Annotated in this window: 24 protein-coding genes; 13 read left to right on the top strand and 11 right to left on the bottom strand. The window is 68.3% G+C overall.

The features are described 5' to 3' along the window. The 5 genes from RR928_RS11955 to RR928_RS11935 form a co-directional block, all read right to left on the bottom strand. On the bottom strand, positions 1–1,063 hold a 1,063-nt coding region (locus RR928_RS11955), incomplete at its 3' end, for an aldehyde dehydrogenase family protein (protein ID WP_332682639.1). Between the two features lie 175 nt (positions 1,064–1,238). Then, on the bottom strand, positions 1,239–2,966 hold the full coding sequence (araD, locus tag RR928_RS11950) for an L-arabinonate dehydratase (protein ID WP_332547882.1): 1,728 nt from the start codon (positions 2,964–2,966) through the stop codon (positions 1,239–1,241). 73 nt (positions 2,967–3,039) lie between these two features. Continuing rightward, entirely contained in the window at positions 3,040–4,464 is a 1,425-nt protein-coding gene (locus RR928_RS11945; RefSeq protein WP_332536145.1) for an FAD-binding oxidoreductase, read from the bottom strand. Between the two features lie 14 nt (positions 4,465–4,478). Beyond that, positions 4,479–5,297, bottom strand: coding sequence for an HpcH/HpaI aldolase family protein (locus RR928_RS11940; protein WP_442881461.1), 819 nt, complete (start codon positions 5,295–5,297; stop codon positions 4,479–4,481). Next, on the bottom strand, positions 5,294–6,280 hold the full coding sequence (locus RR928_RS11935; protein ID WP_332536141.1) for a Bug family tripartite tricarboxylate transporter substrate binding protein: 987 nt from the start codon (positions 6,278–6,280) through the stop codon (positions 5,294–5,296). Before RR928_RS11935 ends, RR928_RS11940 begins: the two co-directional genes overlap by 4 nt. Before the next feature lie 138 nt (positions 6,281–6,418). Between RR928_RS11935 and RR928_RS11930 the strand changes: the two genes are divergently transcribed. The 4 genes from RR928_RS11930 (at position 6,419) to RR928_RS11915 (ending at position 10,590) form a co-directional block, all read left to right on the top strand. Beyond that, entirely contained in the window at positions 6,419–7,465 is a 1,047-nt protein-coding gene (locus RR928_RS11930) for a LacI family DNA-binding transcriptional regulator (RefSeq protein ID WP_332536139.1), read from the top strand. Positions 7,466–7,608: 143 nt separating this feature from the next. Next, positions 7,609–8,403 (top strand): class II aldolase/adducin family protein, encoded by a 795-nt coding sequence (locus RR928_RS11925; RefSeq protein WP_332536137.1) that lies wholly within the window; start codon positions 7,609–7,611, stop codon positions 8,401–8,403. A gap of 164 nt (positions 8,404–8,567) precedes the next feature. Next, positions 8,568–9,581: a Bug family tripartite tricarboxylate transporter substrate binding protein gene (locus tag RR928_RS11920; protein ID WP_442881460.1), complete on the top strand. Its 1,014-nt coding sequence runs from the start codon at positions 8,568–8,570 to the stop codon at positions 9,579–9,581. Positions 9,582–9,594: 13 nt separating this feature from the next. Then, on the top strand, positions 9,595–10,590 hold the full coding sequence (locus RR928_RS11915; protein WP_332536135.1) for a D-2-hydroxyacid dehydrogenase: 996 nt from the start codon (positions 9,595–9,597) through the stop codon (positions 10,588–10,590). Here the strand turns inward: RR928_RS11915 and RR928_RS11910 are convergent. Both RR928_RS11910 and RR928_RS11905 read right to left on the bottom strand, forming a co-directional pair. Further along, positions 10,581–11,507: a LysR family transcriptional regulator gene (locus tag RR928_RS11910; RefSeq protein ID WP_332547879.1), complete on the bottom strand. Its 927-nt coding sequence runs from the start codon at positions 11,505–11,507 to the stop codon at positions 10,581–10,583. The genes RR928_RS11915 and RR928_RS11910 overlap by 10 nt on opposite strands. A 27-nt stretch (positions 11,508–11,534) precedes the next feature. Beyond that, positions 11,535–12,494, bottom strand: coding sequence for a LysR family transcriptional regulator (locus tag RR928_RS11905; RefSeq protein ID WP_332536132.1), 960 nt, complete (start codon positions 12,492–12,494; stop codon positions 11,535–11,537). A 96-nt stretch (positions 12,495–12,590) separates the two neighbouring features. Between RR928_RS11905 and RR928_RS11900 the strand changes: the two genes are divergently transcribed. The 4 genes from RR928_RS11900 (at position 12,591) to RR928_RS11885 (ending at position 15,643) form a co-directional block, all read left to right on the top strand. Further along, a complete protein-coding gene (locus tag RR928_RS11900) occupies positions 12,591–13,574 on the top strand; it encodes a Bug family tripartite tricarboxylate transporter substrate binding protein (RefSeq protein ID WP_332536131.1) in 984 nt (327 codons plus the stop codon). After that, complete coding sequence (locus RR928_RS11895) at positions 13,571–14,551, top strand: alpha/beta fold hydrolase (protein WP_332682634.1); 981 nt, start codon at positions 13,571–13,573, stop codon at positions 14,549–14,551. Before RR928_RS11900 ends, RR928_RS11895 begins: the two co-directional genes overlap by 4 nt. A 91-nt stretch (positions 14,552–14,642) precedes the next feature. Further along, positions 14,643–15,278 (top strand): NAD-dependent dehydratase, encoded by a 636-nt coding sequence (locus tag RR928_RS11890; protein ID WP_332682632.1) that lies wholly within the window; start codon positions 14,643–14,645, stop codon positions 15,276–15,278. Then, positions 15,275–15,643, top strand: a complete 369-nt coding sequence (locus RR928_RS11885) for a hypothetical protein (protein ID WP_332547876.1) — start codon at positions 15,275–15,277, stop codon at positions 15,641–15,643. The genes RR928_RS11890 and RR928_RS11885 overlap by 4 nt, the downstream gene beginning before the upstream one ends. A 57-nt stretch (positions 15,644–15,700) precedes the next feature. On the opposite strand, the gene RR928_RS11880 is transcribed toward RR928_RS11885, so the two are convergent. Together RR928_RS11880 and RR928_RS11875 are read right to left on the bottom strand one after the other, a co-directional pair. Continuing rightward, entirely contained in the window at positions 15,701–16,249 is a 549-nt protein-coding gene (locus RR928_RS11880) for a flavin reductase family protein (RefSeq protein WP_332536125.1), read from the bottom strand. 51 nt (positions 16,250–16,300) lie between these two features. Beyond that, a complete protein-coding gene (locus RR928_RS11875; RefSeq protein WP_332536124.1) occupies positions 16,301–16,474 on the bottom strand; it encodes a hypothetical protein in 174 nt (57 codons plus the stop codon). A gap of 232 nt (positions 16,475–16,706) precedes the next feature. Between RR928_RS11875 and RR928_RS11870 the strand changes: the two genes are divergently transcribed. The 3 genes from RR928_RS11870 (at position 16,707) to RR928_RS11860 (ending at position 18,186) form a co-directional block, all read left to right on the top strand. Next, entirely contained in the window at positions 16,707–17,090 is a 384-nt protein-coding gene (locus tag RR928_RS11870; protein WP_332547893.1) for a MerR family transcriptional regulator, read from the top strand. Positions 17,091–17,163: 73 nt separating this feature from the next. Next, positions 17,164–17,751: an NAD(P)H-dependent oxidoreductase gene (locus RR928_RS11865; protein ID WP_332547875.1), complete on the top strand. Its 588-nt coding sequence runs from the start codon at positions 17,164–17,166 to the stop codon at positions 17,749–17,751. Between the two features lie 72 nt (positions 17,752–17,823). Further along, entirely contained in the window at positions 17,824–18,186 is a 363-nt protein-coding gene (locus RR928_RS11860) for a VOC family protein (protein ID WP_332536121.1), read from the top strand. A 9-nt stretch (positions 18,187–18,195) separates the two neighbouring features. Here RR928_RS11860 and RR928_RS11855 read toward each other — a convergent pair whose 3' ends face one another. Both RR928_RS11855 and RR928_RS11850 read right to left on the bottom strand, forming a co-directional pair. After that, entirely contained in the window at positions 18,196–18,624 is a 429-nt protein-coding gene (locus tag RR928_RS11855; protein WP_332536119.1) for a YciI family protein, read from the bottom strand. Between the two features lie 72 nt (positions 18,625–18,696). Beyond that, positions 18,697–19,557 carry a LysR substrate-binding domain-containing protein gene (locus tag RR928_RS11850; protein ID WP_332682628.1) on the bottom strand — a complete coding sequence of 287 codons (861 nt, stop codon included), beginning with the start codon at positions 19,555–19,557 and terminating at the stop codon, positions 18,697–18,699. Between the two features lie 117 nt (positions 19,558–19,674). Here RR928_RS11850 and RR928_RS11845 point away from each other — a divergent pair, with 117 nt between their 5' ends. Beyond that, a complete protein-coding gene (locus tag RR928_RS11845; protein WP_332536115.1) occupies positions 19,675–20,088 on the top strand; it encodes a VOC family protein in 414 nt (137 codons plus the stop codon). Continuing rightward, complete coding sequence (locus RR928_RS11840) at positions 20,085–21,029, top strand: 2-hydroxyacid dehydrogenase (RefSeq protein WP_332536113.1); 945 nt, start codon at positions 20,085–20,087, stop codon at positions 21,027–21,029. The genes RR928_RS11845 and RR928_RS11840 overlap by 4 nt, the downstream gene beginning before the upstream one ends. The last annotated feature ends 81 nt before the right edge of the window (positions 21,030–21,110 follow it).

Here is a 21,110-nt window from a genome sequence, read left to right as displayed (position 1 = left end):
CGCCCGTGAGGATCTCGGCGCCGCGCTGGCGCGCATCGGCCACGACCTGCTGCATTGCCGTGACGCGGCGCGGGTTGGCCAACGGGCCCAGGCTCGTGCCTTCGGCCAGGCCGTCGCCCAGCTTGAGGCCTTGCGCGTATTGCACGAAGGCCTGGTTGAACTCACCCACCAGGCTGCTGTGCACCAGAAAGCGCGTGGGCGAGATGCAGACCTGTCCGGCATTGCGGAACTTGGCCGCGCCCGCGGCCTTGACGGCCAGCGCCACGTCGGCGTCTTCGGCAATGATCACGGGGGCATGGCCGCCCAGCTCCATGGTCGCGCGCTTCATGTGCTGGCCGGCCAGCGCGGCCAGCTGCTTGCCCACGGCGGTGGAGCCGGTGAACGTGACCTTGCGGATCACGGGGTGGGCAATCACATAGCTGGAGATTTCAGCCGGGTCGCCGAACACCAGGCCGACGACACCCGCAGGAATGCCGGCGTCGACAAAGCAGCGCAGCAGCGCGGCCGGCGATGCCGGGGTTTCCTCGGGCGCCTTGCACAGGAACGAGCAGCCCGTGGCCAGCGCCGCGCCTATCTTGCGCACGATCTGGTTGACCGGGAAGTTCCAGGGCGTGAAGGCCGCGACCGGGCCCACGGGCTCCTTGATCACCATCTGCTGGGCGGCAACGTTGCGGCCCGGAACGATGCGGCCGTAGACGCGCCGGCCTTCGTCGGCAAACCATTCGATGATGTCGGCGCCGGCATTGATTTCAACGCGGGCCTCGGCCAGCGGCTTGCCGTTTTCCTGGGTCAGCACGCTGGCGATCTCTTCCACGCGTTCGCGCAGCAGCGCAGCGGCGCGGCGCATGACGGCCGCGCGTTCGTAGACCGAGGTATCGCGCCAGACTTCAAAGCCCTTCTGGGCCGCGGCCAGCGCGCGGTCCAGGTCGGAAATGCCCGCGTGGGCCACGGTGCCTATGACCTGGCCCGTGGCCGGGTTGCGCACGTCTATGCTTTTGCCGCTGTCGGCATCGACCCAGTTGTTGGCGATCAGCAGCTGGACATTGGGGTAGGAAACGCTCATAAAGGATCTTCTTTCCATCATTTCTGAAGACCGGGGACCGGTCACGGGGCTAAACGCTGCGGGCGCAGGGCGCGCACTGCGGGCGGCACCGCACATGGTGACATGAAATCGGCAGCCGCCAGGGCTTGCGCCATGACACCCTGTCGCCGAGGCAGTCATGCGCGCGCGCCGCGCTTCAGAATATGTCGGGTTCGGGCACGGCCTTGCCGAAGCTGGTTTCGAGAAAATCGAAGTCGCAGCCCTCGTTGGCCTGCAGGATATGCTGGCCGAACAGCCAGCCATAGCCGCGCTCGTGGCGCGCCGGCGGCGCAGTCCAGGCGGCCCGGCGCTGCGCGAGTTCCTCGTCGCTGACTTCGAGGTGGATGCTGCGCGCGGGCACATCGACGCTGATGCGGTCGCCGCTGCGCACCAGCGCCAGCGGCCCGCCGACCGCCGATTCGGGCGAGCAGTGCAGCAGGCAGCCGCCGTAGCTGGTGCCGCTCATGCGCGCGTCCGACAGGCGCAGCATGTCCTTCACGCCCTGCTTGAGCAGCTTGGTCGGAATCGGCAGCATGCCCCACTCGGGCATGCCCGCGCCGCGCGGGCCGGCGTTGCGCAGCACCAGGATGTCGTCGCCCGTCACGTCGAGATCGGGGTCGTCCACGGCCTTCTTGAGACTGGGGTAGTCGTCAAACACCAGCGCGCGCCCCGTGTGCTGCAGCAGATGCGGCGCGCAGGCACTGGGCTTGATCACCACGCCGCCGGGCGCGAGGTTGCCGCGCAGCACGGCCAGCGCGCCTTCGGCGTAGATCGCCTTGTCCAGCGGGCGTATCACGTCATCGTGGTAGACCTCGGCACCGGCAATGTTCTCGCCCAGCGTGCGGCCGTTGACCGTCAGTGCCTCGGTCTTGAGGTGGCCGCGTATGCGCTCGAGCAGCGCGCGCAGCCCGCCCGCGTAGAAGAAATCCTCCATCAGGTAGGCATCGCCGCTGGGGCGGATGTTGGCCAGCACCGGCACGCGGCGGCTGAAGGCGTCGAAGTCGTCCAGGCTCACCGCATGGCCCGCGCGCCGCGACATGGCAATCAGATGGATGATGGCGTTGGTGCTGCAGCCCATGGCCATGGCGCAGGCAATGCCGTTCTCGAAGTTGGCGCGCGTGAGCATCTTCGCCGGCGTGAGGTCTTCCCAGACCATGTCGACGATGCGCCTGCCGGTCGCCGCGCTCATGCGGATATGGTTGGCGTCGGCCGCGGGAATCGACGACGCGCCCGGCAGCGACAGTCCCACGGCTTCGGCAATGCCGGTCATGGTCGCCGCCGTGCCCATGGTCATGCAGGTGCCGTGGCTGCGCGCGATGCCCGCTTCCATCTCGTTCCAGGCCTGGTCAGACAGCCGGCCCGCGCGGCGCTCGTCCCAGTACTTGAAGGCGTCCGAGCCCGAGCCCAGCACCTTGCCTTTCCAGTTGCCGCGCAGCATGGGTCCGGCGGGCAGGTAGATGAACGGCAGGCCCATGCTCAGCGCGCCCATGGTCAGGCCCGGCGTGGTCTTGTCGCAGCCGCCCATCAGCACCGCGCCGTCCACCGGGTGGCTGCGCAGCAGCTCCTCGGTCTCCATGGCGAGGAAGTTGCGGTACATCATGGTCGTGGGCTTGACCATGCTTTCGGACAGGGAGATCGCGGGCAGCTCCAGCGGAAAGCCGCCGGCCTGCAGGATGCCGCGCTTGACGTCGTCGACGCGTTGCTTGAAGTGCGCATGGCACTGGTTGGCGTCGCTCCAGGTGTTGATGATGGCGATGATGGGCTTGCCCATCCAGTCCTCATAGCCATAGCCCATCTGCAGCACGCGCGAGCGGTGGCCGAAGGAGCGGAAGTCATCGGGGGCAAACCAGCGTGCGCTGCGCAGGGACTCGGGGGATCGTTTCATGAAAGTCTGTCTTGCGGTTGGCGGCCCGCGCATGGCGCGGGCCGCTTGTGAAAAAGGCAGGCGGTGCGTGAGGCTAGAGCACCTTGCCGGGATTCATCAGGCCTTGCGGGTCCAGCGCCTGCTTGATGCGGCGCATCACGGCCAGTTCGGCCGCGGTCTTGTACAGCGCCATTTCATCGCGCTTGAGTTGGCCTATGCCGTGCTCGGCGCTGATGCTGCCGCGCAGCGCGACCACGGCGTCGTGCAGCAGCTGGTTGACGGCCTCGGTCTGGCGCTGCCAGGCGTCGGGCGCCACGCCCGGCGGCGCGCTGACGTTGAAATGCAGGTTGCCGTCGCCCAGATGGCCGTAGACGATGGGCCGCGCGCCCGCAAATGCCTGCGGCAGCTGCGCCAGCATCTGTTCGACAAAGCCCGCAATGCGCGAGATCGGCAGCGAGACATCGTGCTTGATGTTGCTGCCGTCCAGCTGCTGCGCATGGGTGATGTTCTCGCGCAGCGTCCACAGCGTCTGTGCCTGGGCCAGGTTGCCGGCCAGCGCAACGTCTTCGAGGCAGCCGTCTTCGAGGCAGGCCATGAGCGCGGTCTGCAGCGCCTCGCGCAGCACTTCGTCGCTGCCGCCGTCGGCGGCTTCCATCAGCACATACCAGGGCCAGTCGCCGGAAAGCGGCGCCGGGGTTTCGGGAAAGTACTGGCGCACCAGCGCCACCGCCGGCCCGGAGATCAGCTCGAAGGCCGTGAAGCGCTCGCCCAGATGGCCGCGCAGCGCGCCCAGCAGGCGCACGGCCTGGGCGATGGACGACACGCCGGCGAAAGCCACGGCTTGCGCGCCGGGCGCGGCAAACAGCTTGACCGTGGCCGCGGTGATGATGCCCAGCGTGCCTTCTGCGCCTATGAACAGCTGCTTGAGGTCGTAGCCGGTGTTGTCCTTGCGCAGGCCGCGCAGCAGATCCAGGCATTCGCCATCGGGCAACACCACTTCGAGGCCCAGCACCAGCTCGCGCATATTGCCGTAGCGCAGCACCTGCACGCCGCCCGCATTGGTGGCGATGTTGCCGCCGATCTGGCACGAGCCTTCGGCGCCCAGCGACAGCGGAAACAGCCGGCCCGCGGCCGCGGCCTGTTCCTGCAGCGTCTGCAGTATGCAGCCGGCCTCGACGGTGGCGGTATTGTTCTCGGCGTCGATCTCGCGCACGCGGTTCAGCCGGCCCAGCTGCAGCACCGCCTGCAGGCCGTCGGCCGTGGGCACCGATGCGCCGCACAGGCCGGTATTGCCGCCCTGGGGCACCAGCGCCACGCCGCTGCGCGCGGCCAGGCGCACCAGCGCCTGCACTTCAGCCGTGCTGCCCGGGCGCAGCACGGCCAGCGCCCGGCCCTGGAACTTGCCGCGCCAGTCGCGGGTATGGGCCGAGACATCGTCGCCGCCCGCTTCGCTGAGCACATGGGCCGGACCGATCAGCGCGCGCGCCTGCTCCAGCCAGGACACAGAATCGAAAGTCATGCGTTTGTCTCCGCTCAATAGCTGCTGACCGGCGCTTCGGCGGCCGCACCGCCAAAGCGCCGCGCCGTCGCGTCCAGACCGTCGCGCAGCACCAGCGTGTCGAGCACCACGGCGACGAACTGCGCGCCCAGCGCCAGGCATTCGCGCGCGCGCGCTTCGTCGACCATCAGAATGCCCGGCGCCTTGCCGCAGGCGCGTATCCGACGGATCGCGTCGTCGATCGCGCGGCTGACTTCCGGATGGCGCGTCTGGCCCGGGTAGCCGAGGCTGGCCGACAGGTCGGCCGGACCTATGAAAATGCCGTCGACGCCGTCCACGGCAGCGATCGCTTCTATCTGATCCAGCGCCTCGCCGGTCTCCACCTGCACCAGCAGGCACAGCTCGTCGGCCGCGCGCGCCACATAGTCGGTGGTGCGGCCGAAGTTGGCGGCGCGCGTGGAGCCGCCCATGCCGCGTATGCCGTGCGGCGGGTAGCGCATCGCGTCCACGGCGGCCTGGGCTTCCTGCGCGTTCTGCACGAAAGGCAGCAGCAGCGTCTGCGCGCCTATGTCCAGATAGCGCTTGATCAGCACCGGGTCATTCCACGCGGGCCGCACCACGGCCTGCGTGGGCAGCGCATCGGGCGCGGGCTGGGCCGCGGCCACGGCCTGCAGCTGCTGCAGCATCTGCGGAACATCGGCAGGGGTATGCTCGGTGTCGAGCAGCATCCAGTCGTAGCCTGCGCCCGCAATGAGTTCGCTGATATAGGGCGAGGGAATCGTCGACCAGACGCCGATCTGGGCCTGGCCTGCGCGCAGCGCATGTTTGAAATGGTTGGTCTGCAGCATGTTCACTCGATGCGTATGTTTCCGGTCTTCACCACGTCGGTCCAGCGCGCGACTTCGGCGGCAATGAAGCCTGCGGCCTGCTCCGGGGTTCCGGGCGTGGCCTCGTTGCTCATGGTGGTCATGCGCGCGATCACGTCCGGCTGGGCCAGAATCTCCTGGCAGGCCTTGTTGAGCTTTTGCACGATGTCGGCGGGCATGCCCGCGGGGCCGGCGAGGCTGGTCCAGGAATAATTGACGACGCGCGGCTGACCCGCCTCGGCCATGGTGGGCACCGCGGGCAGGCTCGCCAGCCGCTGGCTGCCGGCCACGGCCAGCGCGCGCAGCTTGCCGCCCTGCACGAAGGGCAGCGCCGAAGTCGCGGGAACGAACAGCAGATCGGCCTGGCTGCCTATCAGGTCGGTCATTGCCGGCATGTCGCCCTTGTAGGGAATGCCGTTCAGGGAAGTCTTTGTCGTCTGCTTGAACAGCTCCGTGGTCATGTGGCTGGACGAGCCGATTCCGGTCAGCGCGACATTCAGGCTGCCGGGCCGGGACTTGGCCAGGGCCACGAGTTCGGCGATCGTTCCCGCCTTGAGCTCGGGCGAGGCCAGCAGCAGCATGGGCACGCGGCTGAGCATGGCGATGTGCGTGAAGTCCTTGCGCGTGTCGTACTTGACGTTGGGGTTGACGAGCTGGTTGATCGCATGCGTTCCCGGACCGCCGATGACCAGCGTATAGCCGTCGGGCTTGGCGCGCGCCACGGCTTCGGAGGCCAGCGAGCCGTTGACTCCAGCGCGGTTTTCCACCACCACGGGCTGGCCCAGGCGCTGCCCAAGGCGCTCGCCGAACAGCCGGCCGAGCACATCGGTCTGGCCGCCCGGGGGAAACGGAATCACCAGCGTGATGGGCTTGCTGGGATAGGCCGGCTGGGCCTGGGCCACCAGCGGCGCAACAGCAAGAGCCAGCAGTCCCGTCAGGGCGGCGCGGCGGTCAGGAAGGGATCTGTCCATCGATGTCTCCGAAAATGATTGCGCAATCATTCCCGCTTTCGCCCAATGGTTCATCGGTACGTTCACCGATTCGCAACCAACCAGAAATGCTGGCCATCATGGTTATCATGACAAGGCAATCATTTCAACCATAGCAACATGCCCCAACGCCCTACCCGCCCCTCCTCCGCACCCACGCTCAAGGACCTCGCGCGCCTGGCCGGCGTGTCGCCGATCACGGCCTCGCGCGCGCTGCAGCGGCCTGAACTCGTGGCCGAGGCGACGCGCGCACGCGTGGCCCAGGCCGTGGAACAGTCGGGCTATGTGTCCAACTCGCTGGCCGGCGGGCTGACCTCGCGCCAGACACGCCTGGTCGCAGCCATCGTGCCCTCAATGGGGCATTCGCTGTTTTCCGACATGCTCGACGCCCTGGTCACGGGCCTGGCCAGCGAGCGCTATGAAACCACGCTGGGCATTTCTCGCTACGACCCCGAGCACGAGGAAACCTGGCTGGCGGCGATGCTCAGCCGCCGGCCCGAAGGCGTGGTGCTGACCGGCACCGAGCACACGGCGCGCACCCGGCGCCTGCTGCTCAACGCCGACATTCCGGTGGTGGAACTGTGGGACTACACGCCCCATCCGCTGGACGTGATCATCGGCTTCTCGCAGGAAGACGCGGGCCGGGCCGCGTTTCGCCATCTGGCCGCCTGCGGCTACCAGCGGCCCGCAGTCCTGCGCTCCGACGACAGCCGCGCCCAGCGGCGCGCGCTGGGCTTTGCGCGCGCCGCGGCGGAAAGCGGCGCGCCGGCGCCGGCGGAAATCGTGTTCCCCGAAGACAGCCCCCAGGCCGGCCGCGGGCGCGAGGCCTTGCGCGCGCTGCTGGCCCAGGCGCCCGACGCCGATGCGGTGTTCTGCAGTTCGGACGCGCTGGCCCAGGGCGTGCTCGCCCAGGCCCATGCGCTGGGGCTGCAGGTGCCGCGGCAGCTGGGCGTGCTGGGCTTTGGCGACCAGGCGCTGGCCGCCGATGCGATTCCCGCGCTGTCCACGGTGAAAGTGGACGGCGCCTATATCGGCCGCCTGGGCGCGGCGGCGCTGATTGCGCGCATGCGCGGCGACAGCGTGCCGCCCGCACAGGACGTGGGCTTCGAAGTGATTGCGCGCGCCAGCACGCGCGCGCCAGCGGCGGCGCGCGCGCGCCACAACTGAAAGCCTGCCCTTCACGCAAAGTGAAGAGGGGGTGCGCTGGGCAGACTATGCGCGCGCCCGGTCCCTGCCTACAGTCCTCCCACGCCTTCAGCCGCGCTGCAGCCCGGCCCCAGGCCTGCGATGACAAAACCCAGGAGACCCCGATGACTTCCCCCGACTTCCAGCCGCTGAACATTCCCTCCATGCGCGAGCGCTGCTCGGCCGCCGAATGGCAGGCACGTGTAGACCTCGCGGCCTGCTACCGGCTGGTCGAGCACTACGGCATGGCCGACATGATGGCCAATCACATTTCGGCGCGCGTACCCGGCGAAGACGGAGCCTTCCTGATCAACGCCTATGGAATGATGTACGAGGAGATCACGGCCTCCAGTCTGATCAAGGTCGACCACGACGGCAACGTGCTGTCCACGCCCGACTTCGGCGCGTTGAACTATGGCGTCAACAAGGCCGGCTATGTGATCCACAGCGCGGTGCACGGCGCGCGCCCCGAAGTCGACTGCGTGATCCATACCCACAGCTGGGCCTCGATGGCAGTTTCGTCGCTGGAATGCGGCCTGCTGCCGCTGACGCAGACCGCGATGCGCTTTCTGAAGATCGGTTACCACGACTACCAGGGCGTGGTGCTCAACCTCGACGAGCAGGCGTCCATCATCCGCGACCTGGGCCAGGGCGAGGCCCTGATCCTGCGCAACCACGGCGCGATGACCGTGGGCCGCTCGGTGGGCGAAGCCTTCAACTGGATGCACAGACTCGAACTGGCCTGCCGCGCCCAGCTCGCGGCCATGGCCTGCAACACGCCGTTCGTCGCCGTCGCGCCCGCCGTGCTCGAGGAAACCTGGAACAACTACCAGCCCGGAACGCGCCGCCCCTACGGACTCATGGAATGGCCGGCGCTGCTGCGCAAGCTCGATCGACTGGACCCGAGCTACCGGCTCTGAGACCGGTCCTTAGCAGGTGCCGCGGGTGCCGCGGGCGCCGCGCCCGCTGCCCCCCTCCGCACCAGGAGTCTGCCTATGCACCCCTGCTGAGCCGCTGCATTGCCGGCGGCTGCGCTGCGCCTCGACGCGCAGGCCAGAAAAATTCACAACAAGGAGACAAACCCATGAAACCCGCACCCGATCACACCGCCGGCGTTCGCCTCCCTCCCCTGCGCGCCCCGCGCCGCGCGCTGTGCACCGGCCTGGCACTGGCCTGGCTCATGCCGCTCGCCAGCCAGGCACAGACCGCGGCCTACCCCGCCAAGCCCGTGAAGATCATCGTCGCCTTCACCGCGGGCGGCACCACCGATCTGCTGGCGCGCAGCGTCTCGCAGAAGCTCGGAGAAAAGCTGGGGCAGTCGTTCATCATCGAGAACCGCCCGGGCGGCGGCGGCAATATCGGCACCGAGTCTGTGGTGCGCGCCGCGCCCGACGGCTATACGCTGATCGTCAACTCGGTAGGCCCCATCTCGGTCAATCAGTCGCTTTACAAGAAGATGAGTTACGACCCGCTCAAGGACCTCGTTCCCATCGTGCAGATTGCCGACGTGCCCAATGTGCTGGTGGTCCACCCGTCGGTGCCGGCCAACACCTTCGATGAATTCCTCGCCTATGCCAAAACGCGTCCGGCCGACTTCAACTACGGCTCCACGGGCGTGGGCACTTCGTCGCATCTGTCGAGCTTCATGCTGATGCAGAACCTGGGCGTCGAGGCCTTGCACATTCCGTACAAGGGCGCGAACGCGCTCAACGACCTGCTCGCGGGCCGGCTGCAGTTCATGTTTGCCACCATTCCTTCGGTGGTCTCGCATATCCATGCGGGCAAGCTCAAGGCGCTCGCCGTGTCCAGCAGCCAGGCTTCGCGCGCCCTGCCCAAGGTGCCCACGGTGTCCAGCCGCGTTCCGGGCTTCGAGGCCGGCTCGTGGTTCGGCTTCTTCGCGCCCAAGGGCGTGTCGCCCGAGGTGGTGCAGCTGATCAACAAGGAGGTCAACGCCATCCTGCCCCAGCTCAATGACCAGATGGTGCGCGAAGGCGCGGACCCGGTGGGCGGCACGCCCGAGCAGTTCGCGCGCATGACCCAGCGCGAGTTCGTCAAGTGGCAGAAGATCGTCAGGGACTCGGGCGCCTCGGTGGACTGATGGAAGACTTCGCATGACTCCCCTTTGCATTCTTGTCTCGGCGGCGGCACGCGCCCAGCATGGCGCGGCCATTGCCCAGGCGCTCGACGGCCGCGCCCATGTGCTGGTCACGCCCGACGACGGCGCGGCGCAGGCCGCGGAAATCGCCTTTGTCTCGCGCGATGTCACCGGACTGTCGACCAAGCACGAGGTCTTCGCCGAAACCCAGCGCTTCTACGACGCGATGGCCGCGGCACCGGGTCTGCGCTGGGTGCAGGTGCATTCGGCCGGCATGGACCGCGCGATCTACATGCAACTGCAGCAAAAGGGCGTCATGCTCAGCACCTCGGCGGGCAGCAATGCCGAAGTGGTGGCGCAGACCGCGGTCGCGGGACTGCTGGCGCTGGGCCGCCGGTTTCCCGAACTGATCGCGGCCCAGCGCCGCGGCGAATGGTCGCCGCTGATCCATCGGCCGCTGCCGCCCGACATCCACGGCCAGACCGCGACCATTGTCGGCTGGGGCGAGATCGGCCAGGCCATCGCCCGCATTCTCCAGGCCGTGGGCCTGCAGATCCAGGTGGTGCGCAGCAGCGCCGCGCCCACGGCCCAGGGCTTTGCCTGCTGCGCCTACGAAGACATCGCCCGGCTGCTGCCGCGCAGCGACTGGCTGGTGCTGGCCTGCCCGCTGACGCCGCGCACCCAGCATCTGATCGACGCCGCGGCGCTGCGCGCCCTGCCTGCGGGCGCGGGCCTGATCAATGTGGCGCGCGGCGATGTGGTCGACGAAGCCGCGCTGATCGCCGCGCTGCAGGGCGGCCATCTGGCGGGCGCCTATCTCGATGTGTTCGCCCATGAGCCGCTGGCCCAGGATTCGCCGCTGTGGACCCTGCCCCAGGTGCTGGCCACGCCCCACAGCGCGGGCTTCTCGGCGGGCAATGCCCAGCGCGTGGTGAAGATCTTTCTGGACAATCTGCGGCGCTATGCGCGGGGCCAGTTGCAGGCTCCGCCGGGCCCGGCTGCTCAGGGCTGATACAGCTGCGCGCCTTTCCAGCGCCCGTCGCGCACCGTCGTGCGCACCACTTCGGCAATCACCACGCGCGCCGCCAGGCCTGCGGGCGACAGGTCCTCGTCGGACAGGCTGGCCAGCAGGTTCTGCCTGGCCATGCCTTCGTCGGCGATCTCCATGTGCAACAGTCCCGCGCCCGCATGGCGCGTGGTTGCGGCCCCGGGTTGAATCGACGCCAACTGGCCGTCCATGACGGTATCCATCAACATTGCCAGGCCGTCGACTTCGAGCGCGATGTCGGGAATCACATTGGCGCGCATGAAGCCCGCGTCCACGAGCGCGCGCAGGCCGTGCGGCGCGCTGGGCAGCACCAGCGGCACATCGGCGAGCTCGGAAAGAAAAATGCGCTCTGCGGGCGCCAGGCCCTTGACCGTGGGCGCGGCGACGAGAAACAGCTTTTCCTCGAGCAGCGGCGAGGTATGCCAGTGGCGGTGGGCATCGGCCTTGAAGATGATGCCCAGGTCGATTCGCCGCGCGTTGAGCATGGCCGCGAGATTGCCCGACAGCGCTTCGACCAGGTGCAGGCGGATGTCGGGGTAGCGCTCGCGCATCACTTTCTGGAACGGCAGACCCAGCACCGAGGCCGTGGTCGGCGCAAAGCCCACGCTGACCTGGCCCGAAAGCCGCGCGTGCCTGGCCGCCTGTGCGGCATTGTCGATGTTGCGCAGCGCCAGCTGGGCGTGGTGCATGAAGGCCGTGCCGGCTTCGGTGGGAATGACGCCCGCGGGCGAGCGCTGCAGCAGCCGTGTCGACAGCTCGCTTTCGAGCCGGCTGATCTGCTGGCTCAGCGCCGAGGTCACCACATCGAGCTCGATCGCCGCGCGCCCCATGCTGCCGAGCTCGCAGATCTTGATGAAGTAGCGCAGTTGCCTGATTTCCATGGCCTGTGTCCTTGTGTGAAGCCGGCGTCAGGCGCGCGGCGGCGGCTTGAGCAGGCCGCTTTCGATATGGCCGGCGACCAGCTGGCTGATTTCGGCGCGCACCCAGCGGTGCAGCGGCGACGCATCCTGGCGCCTGGGCCAGGCCATGCGGAAGGTGATCTCGCGCAGCGGCTGGGGCAGGCGGCAGGTGACCAGTGGAAAGTGGCGCCGGTGCAGCGCCGCGGCAAACGCCGGCATGGTTGTCGCATAGTCGCTTTCCATCAGCACATGCGGGCTGTGGCCGAAGCCCGAAATATAGGCCGAGAACTGCATGCGCCGCTGCGTTCCCTTGAGCGCGCGATCGAAGTTGGTGCGCCGGCCATGCATCTGCGTATAGGCAAACCAGCGAATGCTTTCCAGGTCGTCCAGCGACAGCTGCCTGCGCCCGGCCAGCGGGTGCTGCGGGCCCATCACGGCCACGCGTTCGTCGCGAAACAGCGGTTTTTCGCTGAAGCGCGCGGGCACTTCGGCAAACAGGCCGATGGCGATGTCCTGGCGCTCGGCGTCCAGATCCGCGGGATCGAACTCGCCGTGCACGGGATGGAGCTTGGGCACGACGCGCGGCGCGCACTGCGCCAGGCGCTGCAGCAGCGGGCCGGCAAGCAGCAGCTCGAAATGCGCGGCAATGCCGATGTCGACCACGCCTTCGGCCTGGGCGGCATCGAAGGTCTCGGCCACGGCAAGCGCCTGGCCCAGGCTCAGCAAGGCGGGGCGCACGGCCGCATGCAGCGCCAGCGCGCGCTCGGTGGGCACGAAGCGCCCGCGCACCGCGACCAGCAGCGCATCGCCCAGCACATGGCGCAGCTTGGCCAGATCGCGGCTCACGCCGGGCTGGGTCTTGTGCAAGGCGTGCGCGGTCTGCGTGGCGCTGCGCGTGGCCATCAGCGTGTCGAAGGTCAGCAGCAGGTTCAGGTCCAGGCGGCGCAGCGCCGATAATTCTTCATCCATACCCGAAATGATATGGGCAACTTGGCAAATCATGATTGGACGCGCGCAGGCCCGCGCTTCTACAGTCAGGCCTTGCTTGAATAACGGAGACAACAAATGGCCCTTCCCCGCATCCTGCGCCAGCTGTCCTGCGCCGCATTGACCGCGCTGGCGACGCTCACCGCCCTGCCCGCCGCCGCCCAGACCTACCCCGCCAAGCCGATACGGCTGGTCGTGCCCTTTCCACCGGGCGGCACGCCCGATATTCTCAGCCGCATCATCGGCGAGCATGTGGGCAAGTCGCTGGGCCAGCCCGTGCTGGTCGAGAACCGCGCCGGCGCGGGCGGCAACATCGGCGCGCAGTCGGCCGCCAAGTCGCCGGCCGACGGCTATACGCTGCTGGTCTGCGCTTTCAGCTGCGCGGTCTCGCCGTCGCTGTACACGCCCGCGCCGTTCGATCTGGCGCGCGACTTCGAGCCGGTGGCGATGCTGGGCACCGTGCCCAGCGTGCTGGTGGTGCACCCCGGCGTTCCGGCCAGAAGCCTCAAGGAGCTGATTGCCTACGCCAAGGCCCATCCCGACAAGCTCAACGCGGCCTCGTCGGGCGTGGGCGGCTCGGCGCATCTGGCGCTGGTGCTGCTGCGCAACCGCGCCCATATCGACATCGCCCATGTGCCGTACAAGGGCGCGGGCCAGGTCGCGGCCGACCTGCTGGGCGGCCAGGTCGACATGTATTTCGACAACCTGCCCGCGTCGCTGCAAAGCATTCGCGCCGGCAAGCTGCGCGCGCTGGCCGTGGCCAGCAAGGCACGCGCCGCGGCCGTGCCCGATGTGCCCACCTTTGCCGAAGCCGGCCTGCCCGATTTCCTGATCACGCCCTGGTTTGGCGTGCTGGCGCCGGCCGGAACGCCCGCGGGCGCGGTCAAGACGCTCAACCAGGCGATCAACCAGGCGCTGCAGGACCCGGCGCTGGGCAAGCGCCTCGAGGAACTGGGCCTGGTTGCCGCGCCCGGCACGCCCGCGGCGCTCAAGCGCTTTCTCGCGGCCGAGACCACCTCCTGGGCTGAAGTGATACGCAAGAACGCGATCAAGCCCGAATGACGCACGACTTCGACACCCGCCCCGGCCGCGCGGGCCCGCTGAACCTGCGCGACATGGGCGCTTTCCATGTGGGCGGCCAGGCCGTGCAATTGCAAGGGCTGGCCAGCACGCGCGAAGTGCTGGCCGCGGGCGGCGAGCCCGTGCTGCTGGACCCCAACGGCAGCTACTGGGTGGGCCAGATGTACGCCCAGTACTTCCTGCCCCAGGCACCGGCGAGCACCACGCCGCTGCAGCTGTGGCATGGCGGCGGGCTGACCGGCGCCTGCTGGGAGACCACGCCCGACGGCCGCCCCGGCTGGCTGCACTACTTCGTGCGCCGCGGCTGGGATACCTACCTGTGCGACGCGGCCGAGCGCGGGCGCGCGGGCTATGCGCCGCGCCAGCTCTGGGGCGCGCCGCTGTCGCAGACCGCCGAAGCGGTGTTTGCGCGCTTTCGCCTGGGGGAATCGCTCGAAGGCGTGGCGCTGGCCGACGCCGCGCGCCAGGCCTTTGCCGAAAGCCAGTTTCCGGCAGAGGCCTTCGAGGCGCTGGTGCGCCAGCTGGTGCCGCGCTGGGCGCATACCGACGCCGTGATTCTCGACGCCTACCAGGCGCTGCTCGAGCGCGTTGCGCCCAGCGCCCTGGTCTGCCATTCGCAGGGCGGCATGTTCGGCCTGACCATGGCCCAGCGCCGGCCCGACCGGGTGCGCGCCGTGGTGGCGCTCGAGCCCGCGGCCGTGCCTGCGCCTTCCGATGAGGACGCAGCCTATGCCGTGCCCACGCTGATCATCCTGGGCGACCGCATCGACGGCGACGCGCGCTGGCCCGCGATGCGCGCGCGCATCGAAGCGTTTGCCGCGCGCCATGCGTCGGTCGAAATCCTGTCGCTGCCCGATCTGGGCATGCGCGGCAATTCGCATATGCTGATGATGGACCGCAATCAGCTGGACATCGCCGACCTGGTGCATGACTGGCTGGCGCGCAGGCTCAAGAGTTAAACGCGCCTGACAGCGCATTTGGCCCCGCATGCGGCGCGGACGTTGCATGATGGCATCCTGGCCAGCCATGGCCCGCTCCAAAGGAAAGCCAATGAAACTTCTGCTTGCCGGCGCGACCGGCCTGGTCGGCAGCCATCTGCTGCGCCTGGCGCTGGCCGACGCGCGCATCACCCAGGTGATCGCGCCCGTGCGCCGCGCGCTGTCCACGACGCACCCCAAGCTGCTGGCGCCCGTGGTCGACTATGACGCGCTGCCCGAAGATGCCCCCTGGTGGCAGGCCGACGCCGTGGTCTGCGCGCTGGGCACGACGATGAAAGCCGCGGGCTCGCAGGCCGCGTTTCGCAAGGTGGACCACGACTACCCGCTGGCCGTGGCGCGCTGCGCGCGCGCCCATGGCACGCCCACCTATGTGCTGAATTCCGCCAGCGGCGCAAATGCGCAGTCGCGCTTTTTCTACAACCGCGTCAAGGGCGAACTCGAGCTGGCGCTGGCCGGCGTGGGTTTCACTTCGCTGACTTCAGCGCGCCCCGGGCTGATTGGCGGTGAACGGCGCGAATCGCGCCCGGCCGAACGCGCCGCCCTGCTTGCGCTGACCGCCCTGGGGCCGCTGCTGCCGCGGCGCTGGCGCATCTGCCCGGCGCAGACCATTGCGCGCGCCATGCTCGATGCCGCCCTGCAGGCGCGCGCCGGCGTGCATGTTCTTCCCGCCGAAACCCTCATCGCATGAAAAGACATCTTCTTCACATCAGCCTGCTGCTGGGCAGCGCCTTGGCACTCGGCGGCTGCGCTTTGACCCGGGTTTCCGAGAAACACCATGCCAAGGAGGCGCAGGAGCTGCATGCCGAGGGCTTCACGCTGGAAGAGGCCAGGGCCGCGGCCATGCAAAAGGGCTACAGCTGCGAGCAGCAGCCCGACAGGAACCGCTCGGTGCAAAAGGATGGCGTGGTGCGCAAGACCGACATCCTGCAATGCAACAAGTCTTCGGCCGAACTGATCTGCCCGCAGCGCCGCTATGTGGTCTTCAACCTCGATCCCGCCACCGGCAAGGTGTATGCGGTGGGCGCGCGCATCACCCAGCAATCGTGCTTTTGAAAGACGCCCCCAGCGGTCCGCCTATTGCCGCGGTGCGGGCATGGACGCCGCAGCGCCTCAGCTGACCTTGGTGAACAAGGCCTTGCGGCTGATGGTCTTGCCGGCCAGCATGAAGACGCCGTCACCGGTGTAGTGCAAGGTCTGCGGATGCCGCGGCGAGCGCGCCACATGGGCCTTGACCACCTCGAAAATGAAGAAGTCGTAGCGCTCGACCAGCGCATCGTCATACAGCCGGCACTCGAAGCTCGCGTGGCATTCGCCTATCATCGGTGCGCCCACCACATGCGCGCGTTCGGCCGTGAGGCCAAATTCCAGGAACTTGTCGATCTCGGCGCCCGAGCTGTTGCCGATTTTCGCGACCACGTCCGTGAGCCTGGTGGTCGGCAGATTGATCACGCATTCACGGCTTTGCCTGATCAGTTCATGGCTGTGGTTGGCGCTGGCAATCACGCAGCCGACCAGCGAAGGCGAGAACTCCATCACCGTGTGCCAGCCCATGGTCATGATGTCGGTCTGTTCGCCGTGCCTGCACGAGACCAGCACCACGGGACCGGGCTCGAGAAAGCGCCGCACCTGATCCACAGCGAAATCGTGCTTCTTCACCATCAACGCCAACGCTGTTTATCCCGGCCAAGCAATCGCATCGCGACGCCTGGTTCAGGTATGTTGCGGCGCCTGTTCGGGCGGCACTTCGAGCGGCGGCGTACCCAGGGGCGGGTCGGTCGGCACGGGGATCTCGGGCGGCAAGGACGGTGGGTCCGGCTGCGCGGGCTGCTCGGGCAGCGGCTCAATCGCCGGCTGGTTGGGAATGGTCTGTGCGTGCAGGCTCATGGTGTGAAATCCTTTGGCCTTGAGTGTGGCCATGCGGGCGCCGCGGGCGCGTAAGAAGGGACGCCGCTTACGTCTTGTCAAACCCGGGAGCCGCGCGGCCATAGCCGGCCGTGGTGGCGCCAACCGGGTTTGCGCGCCCAAGGACGGAGCAGCAGGCTTGCGGCGCTCTCTCGCGCCTCCCGGGTGGGCAAGGCGATAATCGCCGACCTTCATCAACGGACATCCATTGCATATGCGTATAGGAGAACTCGCGCGCCGCGCCGGCTGCAGCCCCAAGGCGGTACGGCTGTACGAAAGCCGCGGCCTGCTGGGCGCAGTCGAGCGCAGCGGCAGCTACCGGCAGTACGGCGAGCGCGATCTGGCCGTGGTGCTGCTGATACGCCAGGCCCAGGCCCTGGGCTTTCAGCTCGCGCAGCTGGGCGCCTTGCAGGCGGTGCATGCGCCGGGCGGCTGGGAGCCGGTGGCCGCGCTGGTCGGCGAACGCCGCGCCGCGGTCTCGCGCGAGCTGCAGCGCCTGCAGGCGCTGGATGCCCAGCTGGAGGATCTGCAGCAGGAGCTGCGGCTGTGCGCGGCCGATAGCGTCGCGCTGGCCGCGGATTGCCTGCAGACCGCTTGACTCTGCCCCGCGGGGCAGATCGAAGATGGCGCCCTGGTCTTCGGACCCCAACGCTTTCTGCAAGGATTTTCCCGTGGCGCCACGCATTCTCGTCATTCTCGGACAACCGTCCGCCCACAGCCTGAGCGCCGCCATGGCCCAGGCCTACCGCGACGGCGCCAGCGCCGCCGGCGCCGAAGTGCGCTTTCTCGCGCTGGGCGATCTGGACTTCGATCCCATACTGCACCAGGGCTACCGCGCGATCCAGCCGCTGGAGCCGGCGCTGCAGGCCGCGCAGGCCGACATCGCCTGGGCCGGGCATCTGGTCTGGGTCTATCCCATCTGGTGGGGCGGCCTGCCCGCGCTGCTCAAGGGCTTTCTGGACCGCGTCTTCCTGCCGGGCTTTGCGTTCAAGTACCGCCCCCACTCGGCGCTGTGGGACAGGCTGCTGGCCGGGCGCAGCGCCGAACTGCTGGTGACCATGGACTCACCGCCCTGGTACTACCGCTGGGTGCAGCGCCAGCCGGGCCACCGGCAGATGAAGAAGACCATTCTTGAATTCAGTGGCATACGGCCGGTGCGGGTGCACAGCTTCGGGCCCGTGGTGCGCTCCAGCGAGGCCACGCGCGCCGGCTGGATCGCGCAGGCGCGGGCCCTGGGTCTGCGCGCCGGCGGGCGATAGCACGGCTGTGCCTTCTGCCGCGGCCATGCGCAGGCATACTCGCGGCTGCATTCCTACGTCGTTCCGGTTCCCATGACCATTGCACTTGCCACCATCATCCTCTATGCCAAAGACATGCAGCGCAGCGCGCATTTCTACCGCACGCATTTCGGCTACCTGACGACGGGAGAAGTCAGCGAAGGCCTGATCGAGCTCAAGCCCGCGCAGGGCGGCGCGGAAATACTGATTCACCAGGCCGCCAAGAGCCTCAAGCTGGGCAGCGCGGCCATCAAGCTGAGCTTTTCGGTGCCGGATGTAGCGCAGTTCGTCGCCAGCGCCGCCTCGGCAGGACTGGCTTTCGGCGCCATCCACCAGGCAAACGGCTACGCGTTTGCCAACACCAAGGACCCGGACGGCAATTCGGTCAGCGTCTCCAGCCGGCAATTTCGCGCCTGACCGTCGGGCTCAGGGCGCGCGTGATGCGATGGCCTGGCGCTGGCGCTCTTCCTGCGCGCGCAGCTCGGGCGTGAGCGCTGCGCCGAAGTCCTCGGGCGCGAAGATCTGCCGGATCTCGATTTCCGAATCGCTGCGCATAGGGTTGGGACATTTCCTGACCCATTCCACGGCCTCCTGCAGCGAAGCGCAATTCCAGATCCAGAAGCCGGCCACCAGCTCGCTGGTTGCGGCAAACGGCCCGGCGATCACCCGCCGGTCCTGGCCCGAGAACGCGACACGCGCGCCACGCGCGCTCGGGTGCAGGCCTTCGCCCGCCTCCATCACGCCCGCCTTGATGAGCTGCTCGTTGAAGGCACCCATTGCCGCGAACTCCTCGGGCGTGGGCATGACGCCGGCTTCGCTGTCTTTCGTTGCTTTGACCATCACCATGAAACGCATGTTGATCTCCTTGACGGGAACATGAACGGCAAGATTCCACTCTAGCGGCCTCAAGGGCGCAACGCCAGCCCCCTATGCCCCTCCGAGTGCGGTCTCCAGCACCGCCAGCATCTGCGCGCTGTCGGCGTCCACGGCCCGGACCATCACGATCTGGCGCGCATAGGCCGCACCTGCCATCGGAGCGTTGAGACAGGCCCCCGCAAAGCGTTCTATTCCCATCCATTGCGGCACCAGGCTCACGCCCATACCATCGGCGACCAGCATGGCGATCGCTTCGAGCGCATCGAGATCGCACAGCACGGTCGGCGCGATCGCGTGGTCGGCAAGCCAGGCCGCGGCATGGCGACCGCCCCAGGCATTGGGGTCGTAGCGGATATAAGGCAGCTCGCGCAGCAAGGTCTCGGGGCCGGCGTGCGTGCCTGGCGGCGCGAGCAGCACCAGCGGTTCCTGGCGCAGATGCACGGCGCGCAGCATCCTGGGCAGTGCAAAAGGCGGCTCGACAATCAGCGCCGCATCGATCTCGCCAGTCTGCAGCAGGCGAAACAGCTCGCGTGACGTGCCGGGGACGATCTGCGCCTTGGCGCCGGGCGCGGCCTGGCTGAACGCGCGCAGCGCGCGCGGCAGCAGGCCCGTGAGCACGGTCGAGACCGCGCCTATGCGCAAAGTGCCGCGCAGGCCGTCCACGCTGGCATCGGCTTGCAGCAGCGCGGCTTCGCGCACCAGCCGGCGCGCGCGCGGCAGCAGCAGCGTGCAGGCCTGGGTGGGCTGGGCGCTGTGGCCGCTGCGTGACAGCAGCGCGAAACCCAGCTCGCGCTCAAGCACCTGCACGCGCTGGCCTATGGCCGCGGCCGTCAGATGCTCGCTGCGCGCGGCTTCGGCAATCGAGCCGCTGTCGACCACGGCGATCAGGCTCTTGAGATAACGAATCTCCAAAAGAAATCCTTTTGCTCTGCAAAACATTATTGGCTATGTCTTTTGAAGTATGCCCGCTAAGCTCGCTTGCCTGACGATCCCCGCCTTGGCGGCCCCACATACAGAGTGAGTTTTCCCATGCGTACCTGCTTTCATCTTGCCTACCACGTCCGTGACCTCGACCAGGCGCGCGCCTTCTACGGCGGCATGCTCGGCTGCGAGGAAGGCCGCAGCACCGACACCTGGGTCGACTTCGACTTCTTCGGCCACCAGATCTCGCTGCATCTGGGCGAGCCGTTTGCCGTGACCAATACCGGCCGCGTCGGCGACCACATGGTGCCCATGCCGCATCTGGGCCTGGTGATGGCCATGGACGACTGGCAGGCACTGGCCGCGCGCCTGACGGCGCAGAACATGGCGTTCGTGCTCAAGCCGCATATCCGCTTCGAAGGCGAGCCCGGCGAGCAGGCCACCATGTTCTTTCTCGACCCCTGCGGCAATCCCATCGAGGTCAAGGGCTTTCGCGACCTCGACAAGGTCTACGCGCAGTGAGTTCCGCGATTCCCTTCATCTGCGCGCCTGACTACGCGTTTGCCGCGCCCTGGCTGGCGGCGCTGCAGGCCGCGATGCCGCAGGAGCACATCGTGGCGCTCGATGCGCTCGATGCCGCGCAGCGCGCGGAGTGCGAACTGGCGATCGTCGCCAATCCCGACCCGCGTGAACTCGCGATGCTGCCGCAATTGAAATGGGTGCACAGCCTCTGGGCCGGCGTGGAGCGGCTGGTCGAGGACCTGCAGCACAGCCCGGTGGAGATCGTGCGCCTGGTGGACCCACAGCTCGCCGAGACCATGGCCGAAGCCGTGCTGGCCTGGACGCTTTATCTGCACCGCGACATGCCGCGCTATGCGCGCCAGCAGGCCGCCAGCCAATGGCTGGAGCACGACTATGTGCGCCCGCAGGACAAGACGGTGGCGCTGCTGGGCCTGGGCGAACTGGGCATGGCCAGCGCCGCGCGGCTGCTGGCCGCAGGCTTTCAGGTCTCGGGCTGGAGCCGCAGCCGCAAGGCCGTGCCGGGCGTGCAGTGCTTTGCGGGCGATGCGCAGCTGCCCGCGCTGCTGGCCAGCGCCGATATCCTGGTGTGCCTGCTGCCGCTGACGCCCGAAACCCGGGACATGCTGGACGCGCGCGCACTCGCGCAGCTCAAACCCGGGGCCGCGCTGATCAACTTCGCGCGCGGCGCCATCATCGACGACAACGCCTTGCGCGCGGCGCTGGACTCGGGAAAGCTCGCGCACGCCGTGCTCGATGTGTTCCGTGCGGAGCCCCTGCCCGCGGCGCAATGGCAGTGGCAGCACCCCCAGGTGAGCGTGCTGCCGCATATTTCGGCGCCGACCAACCGCCGTACAGCGGCGGCGATTGTCGCGGCAAATGTGCGTCGCTACCGCGAAACCGGCGCCCTGCCCGCGCGGGTCGACAAGCAGCGGCGCTACTGAAAACCGGCCGCCCGGGCATTGGCCCCGGCGCCCGCTGGGATACCGCGATCGACGGCGCGATGGGGCCTGGCGCCGCCCCTA

Source organism: Comamonas sp., from assembly GCF_036666375.1.
Classification (GTDB): Bacteria; Pseudomonadota; Gammaproteobacteria; order Burkholderiales; family Burkholderiaceae_C; genus Comamonas.
Note: the sequence above shows the minus strand (reverse complement) of the source record. Positions and strands in the feature narration are given on the sequence as shown.

Excerpts from the sequence above, each read along its gene's own strand:
- RR928_RS11895 (WP_332682634.1), top strand. The coding sequence starts at position 13,571 with ATGACGCACGACTTCGACACCCGCCCCGGCCGCGCGGGCCCGCTGAAC.
- RR928_RS11930 (WP_332536139.1), top strand. The coding sequence starts at position 6,419 with ATGCCCCAACGCCCTACCCGCCCCTCCTCCGCACCCACGCTCAAGGAC.
- RR928_RS11870 (WP_332547893.1), top strand. The coding sequence starts at position 16,707 with ATGCGTATAGGAGAACTCGCGCGCCGCGCCGGCTGCAGCCCCAAGGCG.
- RR928_RS11935 (WP_332536141.1), bottom strand. The coding sequence starts at position 6,280 with ATGGACAGATCCCTTCCTGACCGCCGCGCCGCCCTGACGGGACTGCTG.
- RR928_RS11885 (WP_332547876.1), top strand. The coding sequence starts at position 15,275 with ATGAAAAGACATCTTCTTCACATCAGCCTGCTGCTGGGCAGCGCCTTG.
- RR928_RS11920 (WP_442881460.1), top strand. The coding sequence starts at position 8,568 with ATGAAACCCGCACCCGATCACACCGCCGGCGTTCGCCTCCCTCCCCTG.
- RR928_RS11910 (WP_332547879.1), bottom strand. The coding sequence starts at position 11,507 with ATGGAAATCAGGCAACTGCGCTACTTCATCAAGATCTGCGAGCTCGGC.
- RR928_RS11875 (WP_332536124.1), bottom strand. The coding sequence starts at position 16,474 with ATGAGCCTGCACGCACAGACCATTCCCAACCAGCCGGCGATTGAGCCG.
- RR928_RS11880 (WP_332536125.1), bottom strand. The coding sequence starts at position 16,249 with ATGGTGAAGAAGCACGATTTCGCTGTGGATCAGGTGCGGCGCTTTCTC.
- araD (WP_332547882.1), bottom strand. The coding sequence starts at position 2,966 with ATGAAACGATCCCCCGAGTCCCTGCGCAGCGCACGCTGGTTTGCCCCC.
- RR928_RS11915 (WP_332536135.1), top strand. The coding sequence starts at position 9,595 with ATGACTCCCCTTTGCATTCTTGTCTCGGCGGCGGCACGCGCCCAGCAT.
- RR928_RS11925 (WP_332536137.1), top strand. The coding sequence starts at position 7,609 with ATGACTTCCCCCGACTTCCAGCCGCTGAACATTCCCTCCATGCGCGAG.
- RR928_RS11890 (WP_332682632.1), top strand. The coding sequence starts at position 14,643 with ATGAAACTTCTGCTTGCCGGCGCGACCGGCCTGGTCGGCAGCCATCTG.
- RR928_RS11945 (WP_332536145.1), bottom strand. The coding sequence starts at position 4,464 with ATGACTTTCGATTCTGTGTCCTGGCTGGAGCAGGCGCGCGCGCTGATC.
- RR928_RS11905 (WP_332536132.1), bottom strand. The coding sequence starts at position 12,494 with ATGGATGAAGAATTATCGGCGCTGCGCCGCCTGGACCTGAACCTGCTG.
- RR928_RS11900 (WP_332536131.1), top strand. The coding sequence starts at position 12,591 with ATGGCCCTTCCCCGCATCCTGCGCCAGCTGTCCTGCGCCGCATTGACC.
- RR928_RS11845 (WP_332536115.1), top strand. The coding sequence starts at position 19,675 with ATGCGTACCTGCTTTCATCTTGCCTACCACGTCCGTGACCTCGACCAG.
- RR928_RS11860 (WP_332536121.1), top strand. The coding sequence starts at position 17,824 with ATGACCATTGCACTTGCCACCATCATCCTCTATGCCAAAGACATGCAG.
- RR928_RS11855 (WP_332536119.1), bottom strand. The coding sequence starts at position 18,624 with ATGCGTTTCATGGTGATGGTCAAAGCAACGAAAGACAGCGAAGCCGGC.